At 47.0% G+C, this 15,844-nt stretch carries 14 protein-coding genes; 8 read left to right on the top strand and 6 right to left on the bottom strand.

From position 1 onward, the window contains the following. Window positions 1-2 precede the first annotated feature (2 nt). The 5 genes from mnmE to rpmH form a co-directional block, all read right to left on the bottom strand. On the bottom strand, window positions 3-1,382 hold the full coding sequence (gene mnmE / locus AC6ESO_RS26485) for a tRNA uridine-5-carboxymethylaminomethyl(34) synthesis GTPase MnmE (RefSeq protein ID WP_497094018.1): 1,380 nt from the start codon (window positions 1,380-1,382) through the stop codon (window positions 3-5). A 77-nt stretch (window positions 1,383-1,459) separates the two neighbouring features. Continuing rightward, a complete protein-coding gene (gene jag / locus AC6ESO_RS26490; protein ID WP_494819617.1) occupies window positions 1,460-2,128 on the bottom strand; it encodes an RNA-binding cell elongation regulator Jag/EloR in 669 nt (222 codons plus the stop codon). Next, window positions 2,125-2,901: a membrane protein insertase YidC gene (locus AC6ESO_RS26495; RefSeq protein WP_494819618.1), complete on the bottom strand. Its 777-nt coding sequence runs from the start codon at window positions 2,899-2,901 to the stop codon at window positions 2,125-2,127. Before AC6ESO_RS26495 ends, jag begins: the two co-directional genes overlap by 4 nt. A gap of 138 nt (window positions 2,902-3,039) precedes the next feature. Continuing rightward, window positions 3,040-3,387: a ribonuclease P protein component gene (gene rnpA, locus AC6ESO_RS26500; protein WP_091224661.1), complete on the bottom strand. Its 348-nt coding sequence runs from the start codon at window positions 3,385-3,387 to the stop codon at window positions 3,040-3,042. 190 nt (window positions 3,388-3,577) lie between these two features. Then, window positions 3,578-3,712: a 50S ribosomal protein L34 gene (gene rpmH, locus AC6ESO_RS26505; protein WP_090574515.1), complete on the bottom strand. Its 135-nt coding sequence runs from the start codon at window positions 3,710-3,712 to the stop codon at window positions 3,578-3,580. A 638-nt stretch (window positions 3,713-4,350) separates the two neighbouring features. On the opposite strand from rpmH, the gene dnaA reads away from it, so the two are divergent. The 6 genes from dnaA (at window position 4,351) to gyrB (ending at window position 10,745) form a co-directional block, all read left to right on the top strand. Next, on the top strand, window positions 4,351-5,703 hold the full coding sequence (dnaA, locus tag AC6ESO_RS26510; protein WP_091224660.1) for a chromosomal replication initiator protein DnaA: 1,353 nt from the start codon (window positions 4,351-4,353) through the stop codon (window positions 5,701-5,703). 244 nt (window positions 5,704-5,947) lie between these two features. Then, entirely contained in the window at window positions 5,948-7,090 is a 1,143-nt protein-coding gene (dnaN, locus tag AC6ESO_RS26515; RefSeq protein WP_497094009.1) for a DNA polymerase III subunit beta, read from the top strand. Window positions 7,091-7,107: 17 nt separating this feature from the next. After that, window positions 7,108-7,323, top strand: coding sequence for a S4 domain-containing protein YaaA (yaaA, locus tag AC6ESO_RS26520; protein WP_497094010.1), 216 nt, complete (start codon window positions 7,108-7,110; stop codon window positions 7,321-7,323). A gap of 46 nt (window positions 7,324-7,369) precedes the next feature. Further along, the gene (recF, locus tag AC6ESO_RS26525) at window positions 7,370-8,479 is read left to right on the top strand and encodes a DNA replication/repair protein RecF (protein WP_497094011.1); all 1,110 of its coding nucleotides are present in this window, start codon (window positions 7,370-7,372) and stop codon (window positions 8,477-8,479) included. A 33-nt stretch (window positions 8,480-8,512) separates the two neighbouring features. Next, window positions 8,513-8,761, top strand: a complete 249-nt coding sequence (remB, locus tag AC6ESO_RS26530) for an extracellular matrix regulator RemB (protein WP_090980648.1) — start codon at window positions 8,513-8,515, stop codon at window positions 8,759-8,761. Between the two features lie 73 nt (window positions 8,762-8,834). Continuing rightward, window positions 8,835-10,745: a DNA topoisomerase (ATP-hydrolyzing) subunit B gene (gene gyrB / locus AC6ESO_RS26535; protein ID WP_494819621.1), complete on the top strand. Its 1,911-nt coding sequence runs from the start codon at window positions 8,835-8,837 to the stop codon at window positions 10,743-10,745. A 45-nt stretch (window positions 10,746-10,790) separates the two neighbouring features. Here the strand turns inward: gyrB and AC6ESO_RS26540 are convergent, their stop codons facing one another. Further along, window positions 10,791-11,543, bottom strand: coding sequence for a YheC/YheD family protein (locus tag AC6ESO_RS26540; protein ID WP_497094012.1), 753 nt, complete (start codon window positions 11,541-11,543; stop codon window positions 10,791-10,793). Between the two features lie 394 nt (window positions 11,544-11,937). Here AC6ESO_RS26540 and gyrA point away from each other — a divergent pair, with 394 nt between their 5' ends. After that, window positions 11,938-14,436, top strand: coding sequence for a DNA gyrase subunit A (gene gyrA / locus AC6ESO_RS26545; protein WP_494819623.1), 2,499 nt, complete (start codon window positions 11,938-11,940; stop codon window positions 14,434-14,436). 37 nt (window positions 14,437-14,473) lie between these two features. Next, window positions 14,474-15,559, top strand: coding sequence for an HD-GYP domain-containing protein (locus AC6ESO_RS26550; protein ID WP_497094013.1), 1,086 nt, complete (start codon window positions 14,474-14,476; stop codon window positions 15,557-15,559). Window positions 15,560-15,844: the final 285 nt, after the last annotated feature.

The following is a 15,844-nucleotide window of genomic DNA, read 5'->3' on the forward strand; positions in this document are numbered from 1 at the left end:
AATTATTTACCTAAACAGAACTGAGAGAAAATTTGATCGATAAGCGAATCCGATACCGAATCACCTATTAATTCACCTAATTGCTCCCATGCTGTACGCACATCAATTTGCACAATATCAATCGGAATCCCGATATCTGTCGCTTCCATTGCGTCTACAAGCGACTGACGGGCATGACCGAGTAGCGTAATATGTCGAACATTGCTGACATAAGTCAAATCCGCAGACTCCAGTTCACCGCCGAAGAACATACGCTTAATGACATCCTCCAACGTTTCAAGCCCTTTTTCATGCAGAACCGACAAACGTACGATTTGCTCGGCGGAAAAAATCGCCTCAACCTCAGTAGTGTCCATCACAACAGGTAGATCCGTCTTGTTCAGTAACACAACAACAGGTCGATTTCGGAATTGCTCCATCAACAATCGATCATCCGGATGCAGTTCTTCATTCACATTCAACACGAACAAGATCAGATCCGCTTCTTCAAGCGCTGAGCGAGATCGTTCAACCCCGATCCGTTCCACCACATCCGCAGTTTCGCGGATGCCGGCTGTATCCAACAATCGCAACGGAATGCCGCCGAGCGTTACGTACTCTTCAATGACATCACGTGTAGTACCCGGTATGTCCGTCACAATCGCTTTATTTTCCTGTACAAGCGCATTAAGCAGCGAAGATTTGCCGACATTGGGCCGGCCAACAATTGCCGTCATAATGCCTTCTCTTAATATCTTGCCTTCGCTTGCCGTTTTTAACAAACGATCGATTTCGTCACATGCCTCACCGCAGCGTTCACGAATGTAGTCACTCGTCATTGAGGCTACATCATGCTCCGGATAATCGATATTCACTTCGATATGTGCAAGCAGCTCGATCAAATTATGACGAAGCGCTTTAACCTTCTTCGACAACATTCCTTCAGATTGCTTCATCGCCACTGAGAATGCGCGGTCCGATTTTGAGCGGATCAGATCAATAACAGCCTCTGCCTGCGTCAAATCGATTCTCCCATTAAGGAAAGCACGCTTCGTGAACTCACCAGGCTCTGCGATCCGAACGTCCCCAGAACGAAGCAACAGCTCCAGGACTCGTTTTACCGCGACAACACCGCCGTGCGTACTAAGTTCAACGACATCTTCTGCCGTAAATGAGCGCGGACCCCTCATAATCGTCAGCAAAATCTCTTCTACGACTTCGCCGCTAACGGGATCCACAATATGCCCATAGTGGACGGTATGCGAATCAGCTGTGACAATATTCGATTTGGTTCGGAAATGTTTTGCACTTTCAGCAACCGCCTCAGGTCCACTTACCCGTATAACGGCAATGCCGCCCTCTCCGACAGCAGTCGAAATGGCGGCAATCGTGTCTTGAATCATCATGTTATTTTCCCTCATATTTAAAAAAATGAGCAATGACCATTAAAGAGCCATTGCTGAAAAAGAGCTGTATGCATCTACTTAAGCGTAATCACAACACGGCGATTCGGTTCATCGCCTTTACTAAACGTTTTAACCTTGGCATGGTTCTGTAATTGCGAGTGAATGATCTTCCGCTCGTGCGGGGACATCGGCTCCAGTACAACTTCCTTACGAGTACGGATAACATGTCCCGCCAACCGATCGGATAAATCTTCAAGCGTCTTCCGCCGACGCTCGCGAAAATCTTCCGCATCAAGCACAATGCGAAGATGGCTGTTGGAATAACGGTTGGCCACGATATTGACCAGGTATTGCAAAGCGTCAAGCGTTTGGCCTCGACGTCCGATCAGCATGCCTAGATCGCCGCTTCCCGATAACGCGAGGGTTAAACCGTCTTTCGAATCGTTACGAGCAATCGTAATGTCAAGCCCCATCGTTCTTGCCACTTCGGTGATGAATCGTTCCGTTTCAAGGAGCGGATCTTTGGCTGCTGCAGCAGTAACCGATGGCGTCTTCACCTGCTCAATCACAGGTACGAGTACGAGCTCCACTTTCGCAGCTCGTGCACCAATCAGGCCGAATAAACCTTTGGACGGTTTCTCCAGAACAGTTACATTAACGCGATCCACTGACACTTGCAATTCCGTTAAACCATTTTGTACAGCATCTTCGATCGTTTTGCCCGATGCTACGATTTTCTTCATTTCGCAGGTACACTCTCCTTGCCCTTAGGTGAGTTGCGTACATATAGGAAATAGTTTTGCACAATCGTGTAGATATTGCTGAATACCCAGTAAAGCGGCAATGCAGCCGGGAAGGACAACGCCATAACGAAGATCAATACCGGGAAAATCATCATAATCCCTTGCATCGCTGGCATTGTTTTCTGCTGGGACGACATCATCTTAGACTGAACGAACGTAGTGATGGCAGCCAGGATCGGCAGCACATAAGTATGGTCCTTCTGTCCAAGTTCCAGCCACAGGAATGTATGCTCACGAATGTTTTCATTCATATAAATCGAATTGTACAGCGCAATGAAAATCGGCATTTGCACGAGCAGCGGCAAACAACCTGCAAGCGGGTTAACTTTGTGCTGTTGGAACAGCTTCATCGTTTCTTCCTGCTGCTTTTGTGGATTGTCCTTATGCTTCTCTTTCAATTTCGCAAGCTCCGGCTGCAATGCCTGCATCGCCTTCGAGCTGCGGTATTGTTTAATCGTAAGCGGGAGAATCAACGTTCTGACGATGACAACCATTAGCAAGATCGCAATGCCATACTCGCCGCCGAACCATTTGGCAAAATGCTCAAGTACTAATGAGAAATAGTACACTACATTTCTTTGCCAGAAGTTGCCGTGCTCCAGATCAGCCATGGATACTGGATGAGTGGCTGAAGAGCAACCGCTCAGAAAAAGCATGACCGCAATTAATGCAATTGCCGTCAGCCATGTTCGTTTCGAAATACGGGACAACATGTAAATCTCCTCTCTGCATACCGATAGCGTAAGGTCCATTAACAAGGACCACTTACATTTTCATATTCACGTAAACTATATCACATTTTATGGCACAAAGAAACAAGCCTCCTGCTCACGTAAAAGCGATTACACACCTTAACGCGAAGTCTTCAGAAGCCCTGCTCGTTTCAATACGTGAAGCATGCTTTTTTCGAGTTCTTTCAACTCAAGACCTACTGCCGGCTTCCTCACAATGACGATCAGATCCAGCTGCCCAGTTATACGGTCCTTCTGCCCTCGAACAATTTCTTTCACAAGGCGCCGCATTCGATTGCGAACGACGGCATTCCCGATCTTCTTGCTCGCCGATACGCCTAGTCGTAATGGATCCGCCTGCAGCTGGCGCGACCAATAAACGACAAACTGGCTGTTTGCGAATGATTTGCCGTTCCGATAAATCCGGCTGAAATCTTCGCGGTTACGCAATCGCAATTTTCTTTGCACGGGTACACCTTCACCGGACCTTTATTTATATATAAGAAAGCTAAGATTCTCTTGCTTGCCCACGCATCTTCCTCTATACATGCTACGTGAACAATCGTCTCTCCCTCATTAAAGGAAGCGTACATTCGTTCTTCTTCCTCTATTCTTGCCGTAAAAAAGAAAAAAAGACCACGTAGTGTGGTCTTAAGGTTTACGCGCTCAATACTTTTCTTCCACGTTGACGGCGGGCGCTTAGCACTTTACGTCCGTTTGCGGAAGCCATGCGTTTACGGAAACCATGAACTTTCTTGCGTTTGCTTACGTTCGGTCTGAATGTCGGTCTCATTATCAATGCACCTCCTATACCTTACTCAAATCAGCTTGCATATTTACTATTTCTATCGTCTGGCGCGATTAGCGATCATCAGTTTTTTCTTAGCGTGAACAGCTGCGCAGCCGAGATAGTCAAACCACGAGCGTCCATCGGTGAAAAAACGCCTTTTTCAATTAAACCATGTAGGTACCCAAAAGTCAACCAGAAACAGCTGTGGGAAGAGTCTCCAGAGCCAGGCTGTGGATAAAAATATAAACAGGGCCTTTGGGATGATAATTTAATAACATGTGGATGAATTTATCGGAGATTCCCGCATTATGTCGAATTGGTAACAAGATATAAACAATATCTAGTGTTGTCGATAACTCTTATACACAACCTATAGAATTTGTGGATAAAATCGGCGGAATCGTTGAATATCAAGGGTTATTTTGCTATGATGATTATGTTTTCTGTGTGGATGACTCCAACTCCCCCTCAACATTATCAACACCCTGTGGATAACAATGTGAACAACATTCATCCCCTTTTGATAATTTTTATGCACCCATCCTTAATAATGTGGATGAAATGGATCAGAAAGCCCGATGTTTCGACATCAGTAGCACGACCGCGCCGTTTTCGGTGAATTGGATAAGGAGTGACAATCTGTGGATAGCCATACGCACGAAATGTGGCAACAGGTGCTGTCGATCATTCAAACGAAGCTCAGCAAGCCAAGTTTCGACACTTGGTTTAAAGCGACTAAGGCTTCGTTTAGTGGTGATTCTACTGTCATTGTGACAGCGCCGACGACTTTTGCAGCCGAATGGCTCGAAAGCCGGTATACAAAGCTTGTGCGGACCACACTGCAGGAATTTATGGGGCGCCAATATGACATTAAATTCGTCATTGAAGAGAATAAGCCGCCTGAGCCAGCAGAAATCCAACCAATCATAATGCCAACCGTGCATGTCGGGCCGGAAGAGCCCTACACGCATATGCTTAACCCCAAATATATGTTCGACACGTTCGTCATCGGCGCCAATAATCGGTTTGCCCATGCCGCCTCTTTAGCTGTGGCCGAAGCACCGGCGAAGGCTTACAATCCGCTGTTCTTATACGGCGGCGTCGGACTAGGCAAGACGCATTTAATGCATGCGATCGGGCATTATATTTTGGAACATAACCCTAATACGCGGGTTCTTTATTTATCCTCCGAGAAATTTACGAATGAGTTCATCAATGCCATTCGGGACAACAAAGGCGAGAGCTTCCGCAACAAATACCGAAACATTGACGTGCTGCTCATTGATGATATACAGTTCCTGGCCGGCAAAGAACAAACGCAAGAAGAGTTTTTCCATACTTTTAATGCGCTGCATGAGGAACGTAAGCAAATCGTAATTTCGAGTGACCGACCGCCCAAAGAAATTCCAACCCTGGAGGAACGGCTTCGTTCCCGGTTTGAATGGGGCTTAATAACGGACATTCAGCCGCCGGACTTGGAGACGCGGATCGCGATTCTGCGTAAGAAAGCGAAAGCGGAGAACCTGGACATCCCGAATGAAGCCATGGTCTACATCGCCAGCCAAATCGATACGAACATTCGAGAGCTGGAAGGCGCATTAATCCGCGTCGTAGCTTATTCTTCACTCATTAATGAAGACATCTCGTCCCATTTGGCGGCCGAAGCACTTAAAGATATTATTCCATCAAGCCGGCCAAAAATGATCACGATGCAGGATATCCAGCAAAAAGTTGGGGAGCTTTATGGGCTCAAGCTGGAGGAGTTTAAAGCGCGTAAGCGTACGAAGGCAGTTGCGTTCCCGAGACAAATCGCGATGTATCTATCCCGAGAGTTAACGGATTACTCGCTGCCTAAGATCGGGGAAGCGTTCGGTGGACGTGACCATACAACCGTCATCCATGCGCACGAGAAAATTACGCAGCAGCTGAAAGTGGATTCGGAGCTCTACAAAATCGTTCAAACGTTAACGGATAAAATTAAAAATCACACGTAAATACGAAGACTGTGGATATAGCCCAAAAAGTTATACACTTCTTCAACATTTCATCAGCAAGCCTATGCACACGCTATACACATGTGGATAGGCTTGCTTTATCCGTGTTTGAACCACTTATCCACATATTCAGGGCCCCTACTACGACTTCTACTAATATCTTTAAATAAACATCATCAAATATAGGTGACAACGCAGCCTCCTCAATCGCCGCCTTGATCCCTGCAATATAGGAGTGACATTCATGAAATTAACCATTCGAAAAGATCAATTAAACGACGCAATTCAACAAGTTTCCAAAGCAACTTCCAGCAGACCGGCAATTCCGATTCTCGGCGGTATCAAAATCGACGTTACTCACCAAGGTGTAACACTTACCGCCAGCGATACCGATATTTCAATTCAAAGCTTTATTCCTGTTGAGAACGGTGAATTTGTAATCGCGAAAGTACAGAAACCGGGCAGCGTTGTACTGCCGGCTAAATTTTTTGTAGAAATCGTGAAGAAACTTCCGTCGGATGATCTCGAAATTGAAGTAAAAGATCACCACCAAACGATGATCCGCTCCGGTTCGACCGATATTCAAATGGTTGGCCTTGATCCCGAAGAATTCCCGATTCTTCCGACCATCGAACAAAGCGAGAGCATCGCAGTTCCCGGCGATTTGCTGAAATCGATGATCCGCCAAACGGTTTTCGCAGCTTCTACGAGTGAACAAACGCCGATTTTGACCGGTGCGCTCTGGAATTTGCAAGAAGGTCAGCTAAAGTTCGTTGCAACGGACCGTCATCGTCTAGCTAGCCGCACAGCCGTTGTCGAAACGCCGGAAAACTACCGTTTTTCCAATGTTGTTATTTCCGGAAAGACGCTAAATGAGTTATCCAAGCTCATTCCGGACGATCATACACATGTGGATATCGTTGTAGCGGATAATCAAGTACTCTTCAAAGTCGGTAATGTGTTGTTCTACTCGCGTATTTTGGACGGGACCTATCCCGACACTTCTAAAATTATTCCGCAGCAGTTCAAAACAGAACTCGTTCTTCACACAAAAAAATTGACGGATGCGATCGATCGCGCCTATTTAATGTCGCGTGAAGAGAAAACCAACATTGTTCGCCTTATTTCGGATGAAGACGGCACAATCGAAATTTCCTCGAGCTCCACGGAACTCGGCCGCGTAACGGAGAAACTGGATGCGAAAGAAATGAACGGTGAGCAGCTTCGCATCGCTTTTAACTCCAAATATATGCTTGATGCACTAAAAGTTATCGATAGCGAATATTTGTTTATCGGATTTAACGGCGCTATGAGTCCGATCATCATTAAGCCGACTGACCATCCGCACAGCCTGCACCTCATCTTGCCTTACCGGACAACAGGCTAAAGAAGGAGAATGAAACGATGAAAGAGATTGGGATTTCAACAGAGTACATTGCACTGGGACAGTTCCTCAAACTGTCAGAATGTATCGATTCCGGGGGAGCAGCGAAATTCTTCTTACAGGAGAACGAGGTGCTAATCAACGGAGAGCCGGACGACCGCCGCGGTCGCAAATTGTATACCGGCGATAAGATTGATGTGAAAGGGTTCGGCAGCTTTACGATTGTGAAACGGTAATGCAGCAAGCAAATCGGCTTGTCAGCAGTAACCGGGGGGCATACAAGTGCGTTTAACAACTATTCAATTGCAGCATTATCGCAATTATGAGCATATTGAGCTTGCGACTGACAGCCAGGTCAACCTGTTTGTCGGTCGTAATGCACAAGGCAAAACCAACCTGCTGGAAGCGATATTTGTGCTGGCTCTGACGAAGTCTCACCGTACGAGCAAGGACAAAGAGTTAATCGGCTGGCAATCTTCTGAAGCGCGGATCCGGGGTGAAGTGGAGAAACGATACGGTCCGCTCACATTGGATCTGTCTTTGTCTACACAGGGGAAGAAGGCGAAGATCAACGGGCTTGAGCAGCGCAAACTAAGTGAATTTGTCGGATCACTTAATGTCGTGATGTTCGCACCCGAGGATTTGGAAATCGTAAAAGGTACGCCGGGCATCCGAAGGCGGTTTCTGGATATGGAAATCGGCCAGGTTCAGCCCGGTTATTTGCATGCACTGGGTCAATACAGCAAAGTGCTTGTGCAGCGCAATAATTACCTGAAAACAGCTTCGCCCGGCAATGCCAATCAGGCGATGATGGAAGTCTGGAATATGCAGCTTGCAGAGTACGGTGTTAAAATTGTGAAAAAAAGGCAAAACTTCATAGAGAAGCTGCAGAAGTGGGCACAACACATTCATGCAGGCATAACAGCCGGCGCAGAAGAGCTGACAATCGTGTATCGTCCTTCTTTCGAAAGTGACCCAACCGAAGATGAATCTATATTATTTGAGCAATTTATGATAAAGTTAACACAAGTAAAGGATCAGGAGCTTCGTCGTGGAATGACGCTCGTTGGTCCTCATCGTGATGACATGGCCTTTTTTATTAATGGCAAAGAAGCCTCTGTATATGGGTCACAGGGCCAGCAGCGAACGACAGCTTTATCGCTCAAGTTAGCTGAGATTGAACTTATCCATGAAGAAATCGGCGAGTATCCTCTGCTGCTGCTCGATGATGTTTTATCTGAGCTGGACCAGCACAGGCAGACGCAGCTTATAGAGACTTTTCAAAGTAAAGTGCAGACCTTTATTACGACGACCGGGCTTGAAAGCGTCAATATTAGCAAGCTCCATGATTCCCGCGTGTACCAGGTGAAGGATGGTCGTGTCGAACAATAAGCCTTAAGGCGTTGCCTATGAGAGGTGGAGGCTATGTACATTCATTTGGGCGGAGAAAAAATTATTCGTGCTACGGAGCTCGTAGCTATATTTGATATCTCAATCGAGCAGTCCTCCAAGCTGTCCAAGCAATTCGTCGCACAGGCTCGGAAGCGCAAAGACGTTGAAGTTATAGGAGAAGAAGAAGCGAAATCCATTGTAGTGACCGAGCATAAGATCTACTATTCGCCGATTTCATCCTCAACGCTGAAGAAACGATCGCACCATTTTGCGACCAACTAGCGTCGCACAACGGGAATTGATATTGCAGCATTAGATGCGGCAAGAGTAGTTGAGAGGAGCAGTGAAATTGAGCATGTCGTCGAATCAGAACACGTATGATGAAAGTCAGATTCAGGTACTTGAAGGATTAGAGGCGGTACGTAAACGCCCCGGTATGTATATAGGCTCTACCAGCGGCAAAGGGCTTCACCATCTCGTATGGGAAGTCGTTGACAATAGTATTGACGAAGCACTGGCTGGATATTGTAATCGCATTGAAGTCACCATTCATGAAGATAACAGTATCACTGTCGTCGATAACGGCCGCGGTATCCCGGTCGGAGAGAACGTGAAACTGAAGAAATCGACTCTCGAAGTGGTTATGACCGTTCTTCATGCAGGCGGTAAGTTTGGCGGCGAGGGTTATAAAGTGTCCGGCGGTTTGCATGGCGTTGGTATTTCCGTCGTGAATGCGTTGTCTGAGCATGTAGAAGTGACCGTTAAGCGGGAAGGTCATATTCATAGACAAGAGTATCGTCGCGGCGTGCCGCAGTACGATCTCAAAGTAATCGGCGATACCGATGAAACCGGTACAACGACTCGTTTCAAACCGGATCCGGAGATTTTCACAGAGACGTTAGTTTATGAGTATGAGATACTGCAATCTCGTATTCGCGAGCTTGCATTTTTGAATAAAGGGATTGAAATTGCGCTGCTCGATGAGCGGACAGGTGCAACCAACACGTACAAGTACGAAGGCGGGATTAACGAATTCGTTAAGTATTTGAACCGTAATCGTGAAGCATTGCATGAGCAGCCAATTTACGTAGAAGGCTCCAAGGACAACATCCACGTGGAAGTAGCCTTGCAGTATAACGATAGCTATACAGAGAACATCTACTCGTTCGCCAACAACATCAATACGCATGAGGGCGGTACGCACGAGTCCGGCTTCAAGAGTGCCCTGACTCGTATTATTAACGAGTATTCCCGAAAAATGAATGCAATCAAAGAAAGCGACTCCAATCTGTCCGGTGACGATGTTCGAGAAGGCTTGACGGCGATTATTTCCGTTAAGATTCCGGAGCCGCAGTTTGAAGGTCAAACGAAAACCAAGCTTGGTAACAGTGAAGTGCGGGGGATTGTCGAATCCTTCTTCGCGGAGAAGTTCCAAGAGTTCTTGAATGAGAATCCGGCTGTTTCGAAGAAAATCATCGAGAAGGGCCTTCAAGCAGCGCGTGCGCGTGAAGCAGCTCGTAAAGCCCGTGAGTTAACTCGTCGTAAGAGTGCGCTTGAAGTGAGCGCATTGCCGGGAAAATTGGCGGATTGTTCCTCGAAAGATGCTTCGATCAGTGAAATCTACATCGTAGAGGGTGACTCTGCGGGCGGATCGGCTAAACAAGGCCGTGATCGTCATTACCAAGCGATTTTGCCGCTGCGGGGTAAAATTTTGAACGTTGAGCGGGCGCGCCTGGACCGTATTTTATCCAATACGGAAATTCGTGCAATTATCACAGCGCTTGGTACGAGTATTGCCGATGATTTCGATATCTCCAAAGCTCGTTACCACAAAGTTATCATCATGACCGATGCTGATGTCGACGGTGCTCATATTCGTACATTGCTGCTCACCTTCTTCTTCCGCTACATGCGCAAAATTATCGAAGCCGGCTTCATCTACATCGCGCAGCCGCCGCTCTATAAGATCGAACGCAATAAAGTCGTTCGTTACGCGCAAAGTGAGAAAGAACGCGATGCCATCATCAGTGAATTCGGTGAAGGCGCGAAAGTCAATGTACAGCGCTATAAAGGTCTCGGAGAGATGAATGCATCGCAGCTGTGGGAGACAACTATGGATCCAGAGAGCCGTACGATGCTTCAGGTTACGATCGAGGATGCCATTGAGGCTGACAATATTTTCGAAACCCTTATGGGGGATAACGTCGAACCACGCCGTGAATTCATTCAAGAGTTCGCGAAGTATGTAAAGAACCTCGACGTATAGGATCTCATAAACAAACAAGCCGTCCGGCGTTTCGGGCGGCTTGTGTTATTTCTTTTTGCGATTATTTGCTGCGTGGTAACGGTAAATGCGGCGGAAGATATCTTTGTCCGGCAGTTTTCGGAAGATATAAGGATCAGGCATCGTGTTGACCTCAAGGATCCAAGGCCTGAAGGATTGATCAATGGCCAGATCCAGACCAATCTCTTTGATCCCGTTATATGAAGTCTCCATTTGCTGGGCAGTGATTACCCCTAGTTCAGCAAGCCATTCTTGATAGCTGGCAAGTTGCGCAATAGAAAGATGGGATCGCATTAGCTTCTCAAAAGGCATCGCAGTACCGCCATTATGACAGTTGGTTACGACTTTAGTGGGATCGCTGACTCTGCCGATGATACCGGTTGTTACCCATTGCTGCTTCAAGTTGCGCTGAACCATGACGCGGACGTCGAATCTTCTTTTGTCATAGGTAAGTAAATGAATGCCCTGCTGAATTAAATATTTGCGTCCGTGAATGACCTGCCCCAGTGATTGAGCCATGGATTCGAATGAATGAAAACGTTGCAGCTTGGTTCCAAGCTGATAAGTGTACGTAGTATCACCTGTTTTCTCCACCCGAATGACGCCATTGCCGAATGTGCCGTGATCGGGTTTTACATAAACCATTTCAAATTCATCAAGCATTTGCTCAAGCTCAGACGTGCTCCATACTTGTGTCACCGGAATACGTTGACGCAATTCGTCCGAGTGCAGCAGTACTTTGGTTTTCTCCCATTTGCTTCTAACGCGTTGAATGGCCAACAAGGTCCCGCCTTCCAGAGGGATAATGGGTGGTGCATGCATGCCCCAGCATGCAGGAGACAGAGGCTGAAAACGATGTTATAATAGGGATAATGCCTATTTTTGCTTCTACGCAAGAAGCCCTAATAATCGCACTTTGATTCCCTCTTAGATTATGGCGGAGAACGGTGCATGGAGTGGGCGAATACCTACGTTTGCGAAAGTTTGTAGTCAGGTGGATGCCTGAAGCAACTTTATTGCTGGTAAACGTTTAAGGTTGGCTGGATTGAGAAAAAACTATAATGGATTCTAGTATTCTGTTATACGAATTATCCCTGCTTTCGTGGTGCGAACAACACTGTAATCGCATTCGAAGGCTCATGTTGATGTTATAAGCAACCCTAGGAGGTCAACGATGGCGGAAGAGAACAATCTGCAAGTAAGGGATCGCGATATCGGTACTGAGATGCGCGAATCGTTTATGGATTATGCAATGAGTATCATCGTTAGCCGCGCACTTCCGGATGTACGAGACGGACTGAAACCGGTTCACCGTCGGATTCTCTTTGCCATGTCCGAGCTTGGCATGTCTCCGGACAAGCCGTACAAGAAGTCGGCCAGAATCGTCGGCGAAGTAATCGGTAAGTACCATCCGCATGGTGACTCAGCAGTTTACGAGACCATGGTCCGGATGGCGCAAGATTTCTCACTGCGTTATATGCTTATCGACGGTCATGGCAACTTCGGTTCCATTGACGGCGATATGGCTGCAGCTATGCGTTACACAGAGGCGCGTTTGTCCAAGATCGCAATGGAGATGCTTCGCGATATCAATAAAGAAACGGTCGATTACATTCCGAACTATGACGGCGAAGAGCATGAGCCGAAAGTACTTCCTGCCCGATTCCCGAATCTCTTGGTAAATGGTTTGACAGGGATCGCAGTAGGTATGGCTACCAACATTCCGCCGCATAACTTGACGGAAGTTATCAACGGTGTACAAGCGCTTATCCAGAACCCTGATATCACTCCGATCGAACTGATGGACTATATCAAAGGTCCTGATTTCCCTACAGCCGGGTTTGTAATGGGACGCGAAGGGATGCGCCAAGCTTATACAACAGGCCGCGGATCCGTTACCATGCGTGCACGCGCAACAATCGAGGAGAATGGTGGTAAAGCGCGGATTATCGTGCATGAGCTGCCTTACCAGGTTGTTAAAGCAAGACTTGTCGAGAAAATCGCAGAGCTTGTCCGCGAGAAGAAAATCGAGGGCATTACCGATCTGCGTGATGAGTCCGACCGTAACGGTATGCGTGTCGTTATTGAGCTTCGCCGTGATGTGACGCCTACAGTGGTACTAAACAATTTATACAAGCAAACGCAGATGCAGATGAACTTCGGGTTCAACATGCTTGCCCTTGTTAAAGGCGAACCGCGTACACTCAACCTGCGTGATATTTTGTATTACTATCTTGAGCATCAAATTGAAGTCATTCGCCGTCGTACGGAGTTTGACCTGAAGAAAGCAGAAGCTCGCGCTCACATTCTGGAAGGCTTGCGTATTGCACTCGATAATCTTGATGAAGTCATCAAGTTGATTCGTGCTTCGCAAACAACAGAAGAAGCAAGAGAAGGCTTGATTTCGCGCTTTAGCTTAAGCCTCGATCAAGCACAAGCCATTCTCGACATGCGTTTGCAGCGTCTGACAGGACTCGAGCGCGACAAGATCGAAGCCGAGTATGCTGAACTGCTTCGCAAAATTGCGGAATTCAAAGCGATTCTTGCTGATGAGCAGCTTGTTCTGCAAATCATCAACGAGGAACTTGAAGAAGTGAAAGAGAAATTCGGCGATGAGCGTCGTACGGAGCTAATGGCAAGCGAAGATGAGATCTTGGATGAAGATTTGATTCCGCGCGAAGATGTCATTATCTCGGTTACGCACTCCGGTTATGTGAAGCGTCTGCCGGTTACAACTTACCGCAGCCAGAAGCGGGGCGGCAAAGGCGTTATCGGAATGGATACGAAGGATACCGACTTTGTCGAGCATCTGTTTGTATCCAACACGCATCACTTCCTTCTCTTCTTTACGAATAAAGGAAAAGTGTACCGCCTGAAGGCTTATGAGATTCCGGATCTCAGCCGTACGGCTCGTGGGACACCGATCATTAACCTGATTCAAATCGAGCAAGGAGAAACCGTTAATGCGGTTATCCCGGTTGAATCGTTCGAGCCGGATCGTTTCTTGTTCTTTGCAACGAAGCAAGGCATCGTGAAGAAAACACCGCTCGATGACTATTCGAACATCCGTAAAGTTGGACTTATCGCGATTAATCTTCGCGATGATGATGATCTGATTGGCGTGAAGCTGACGGACGGAACGAAAGAAATCATCATGGGTACGAGCCAAGGGATGTCTATCCGATTCCCTGAGACTGATGTTCGTCCGATGGGGCGTTCGGCGACAGGGGTTAAAGGAATTAACTCGGATGACGACGACCAGGTAATCGGTATGGACGTTGTTGAGCCGGAGAACGAAGTATTGATCGTTACAGCCAATGGTTACGGTAAACGTACCCCAGTTAGTGAGTACCGGAGTCAGAGCCGTGGCGGTAAAGGGATCAAGACGCTTAATGTAACGGAGAGAAACGGTTCGATTGTCAGTTTGAAAGTCGTGCAAAACGACGAAGATCTGATGATCATGACATCCGGAGGCACGCTCATTCGTATGAGCATGGCCGGCATTTCTACGATGGGCCGTAATACGCAAGGGGTTAGACTCATTAACATTCGCGATGATGACGCCGTTGCAACGGTTACACGCGTAGCACGCAACGATGAGTCAGACAACAACGATGAAGAGTTAGAGGGCGAGGAGACAGAAGGCACGTCTTCCACCGAAGAAGAGTCATAAACCGATACAATAATCGCAGGCATCGTGGAGGAGAACTATGGGGACAGTAGCGATTTCGCAAGTAAAGCTTGGGGACAAAATTGCACAAGATGTTCTCACCCCGCTTGGCAGTGTGCTTTTGCATAAAGGTAAAGTGGTAACTCCACGCGAGTATGATATATTGCATGCTTTCTTAGTACCCACTGTATGTATCGATACACCTGGGGAGAAGAAGGAAGCAGAAGAATCCGCGCAAGAGAAAAGTCTGGAACAAGGCAAAGAAAGTTCTTCGAAATCGGGATTGATGGAGCAGTATGACCTAACGGTTGTGCTGCTCAAGAAAGTATTCAATCAGATGATGAGCGGAATGGCACTGCCGATTCTTGATTTGCGTAATCAGCTCGAAGCGCTGCTTGCACACAGTCATGAATATAAGATGATGACCTTCTCTCCGCAGAACGTCCCGAATGAGGATTATCTGTTTCATAAAAGCGTCATGTCGGCATTAAGCTGCTACATGCTCGCTCAGTGGAACAACCTCCCCAAGAAGGATTGGATGCAATCCGCGTTCGCCGGGCTGCTTCATGATATCGGCAACGCCAAGATAGACCGCAATATCCTCAATAAGCCGACGAAGCTGACAGCTGAGGAAGTAGAGGATATGAAACGGCATACCGTTCTCGGTTATCAGCTGCTGAAGAATGCTGCAGCTATCAATGAAGGTGTGAAGCTGGCAGCTCTTCAGCATCACGAACGCTATGACGGAAGCGGCTATCCGCTTGGTATCGGCTCAGAGAAGATCCATCCTTATGCGAAGTTCGTAGCCATCTCTGATATCTTTAATGCCATGACGATGAAACGTGCCTACCGTAAAGCGACTTCGCCTTACTTAGTGCTCGAACAGCTGCTGCAGGACTCGTTTGGTAAGCTGGACCCTGCCTATGTACGGATCTTTATAGATAAGGCGACTCAGTTTAATAACGGAACAGTCGTACGCTTGAACGATGATCGTGTCGGTGAGATTGTTTTCTCAGACCGGAACCATCCGACAAGGCCGTGGGTGTCTGTATCCGGATCGATCGTGAATTTAATCACCGAACGACAGCTCTATATAGAAGAAGTAATGTCGAGAAACAATAAATAAGATGATTTTGAAATAATGATTGACCTGGTTTGTCGAACTGTGTTATATTACTCCTTGCCGCTTTTGAGGCAAAGGAATATAACACAGTTTTTTATTTGAAAGAATAAAAAAAGCTTGCAATCAGGTGAGCGGATGTGATATATTAATCAAGTCGCCGCTGAGACATGGGCGCATAAAACACGAAGTATTTGTTCTTTGAAAACTGAACAATGAGCGACCAGTCAAATGGTCATAAATCGCGAAACGAACGTTTCGCAAAGCTAGTTTTTTGAATGAGCTAACAAG

This window comes from Paenibacillus rhizoryzae (assembly GCF_059686995.1).

Bases quoted from the DNA above. Each gene is read 5' to 3' on its own strand.
- yaaA (WP_497094010.1), top strand. From the start codon at position 7,108: ATGAAAGAGATTGGGATTTCAACAGAGTACATTGCACTGGGACAGTTC.
- AC6ESO_RS26495 (WP_494819618.1), bottom strand. From the start codon at position 2,901: ATGTTGTCCCGTATTTCGAAACGAACATGGCTGACGGCAATTGCATTA.
- gyrA (WP_494819623.1), top strand. From the start codon at position 11,938: ATGGCGGAAGAGAACAATCTGCAAGTAAGGGATCGCGATATCGGTACT.
- remB (WP_090980648.1), top strand. From the start codon at position 8,513: ATGTACATTCATTTGGGCGGAGAAAAAATTATTCGTGCTACGGAGCTC.
- mnmE (WP_497094018.1), bottom strand. From the start codon at position 1,382: ATGATTCAAGACACGATTGCCGCCATTTCGACTGCTGTCGGAGAGGGC.
- AC6ESO_RS26550 (WP_497094013.1), top strand. From the start codon at position 14,474: ATGGGGACAGTAGCGATTTCGCAAGTAAAGCTTGGGGACAAAATTGCA.
- dnaN (WP_497094009.1), top strand. From the start codon at position 5,948: ATGAAATTAACCATTCGAAAAGATCAATTAAACGACGCAATTCAACAA.
- jag (WP_494819617.1), bottom strand. From the start codon at position 2,128: ATGAAGAAAATCGTAGCATCGGGCAAAACGATCGAAGATGCTGTACAA.
- gyrB (WP_494819621.1), top strand. From the start codon at position 8,835: ATGTCGTCGAATCAGAACACGTATGATGAAAGTCAGATTCAGGTACTT.
- rpmH (WP_090574515.1), bottom strand. From the start codon at position 3,712: ATGAGACCGACATTCAGACCGAACGTAAGCAAACGCAAGAAAGTTCAT.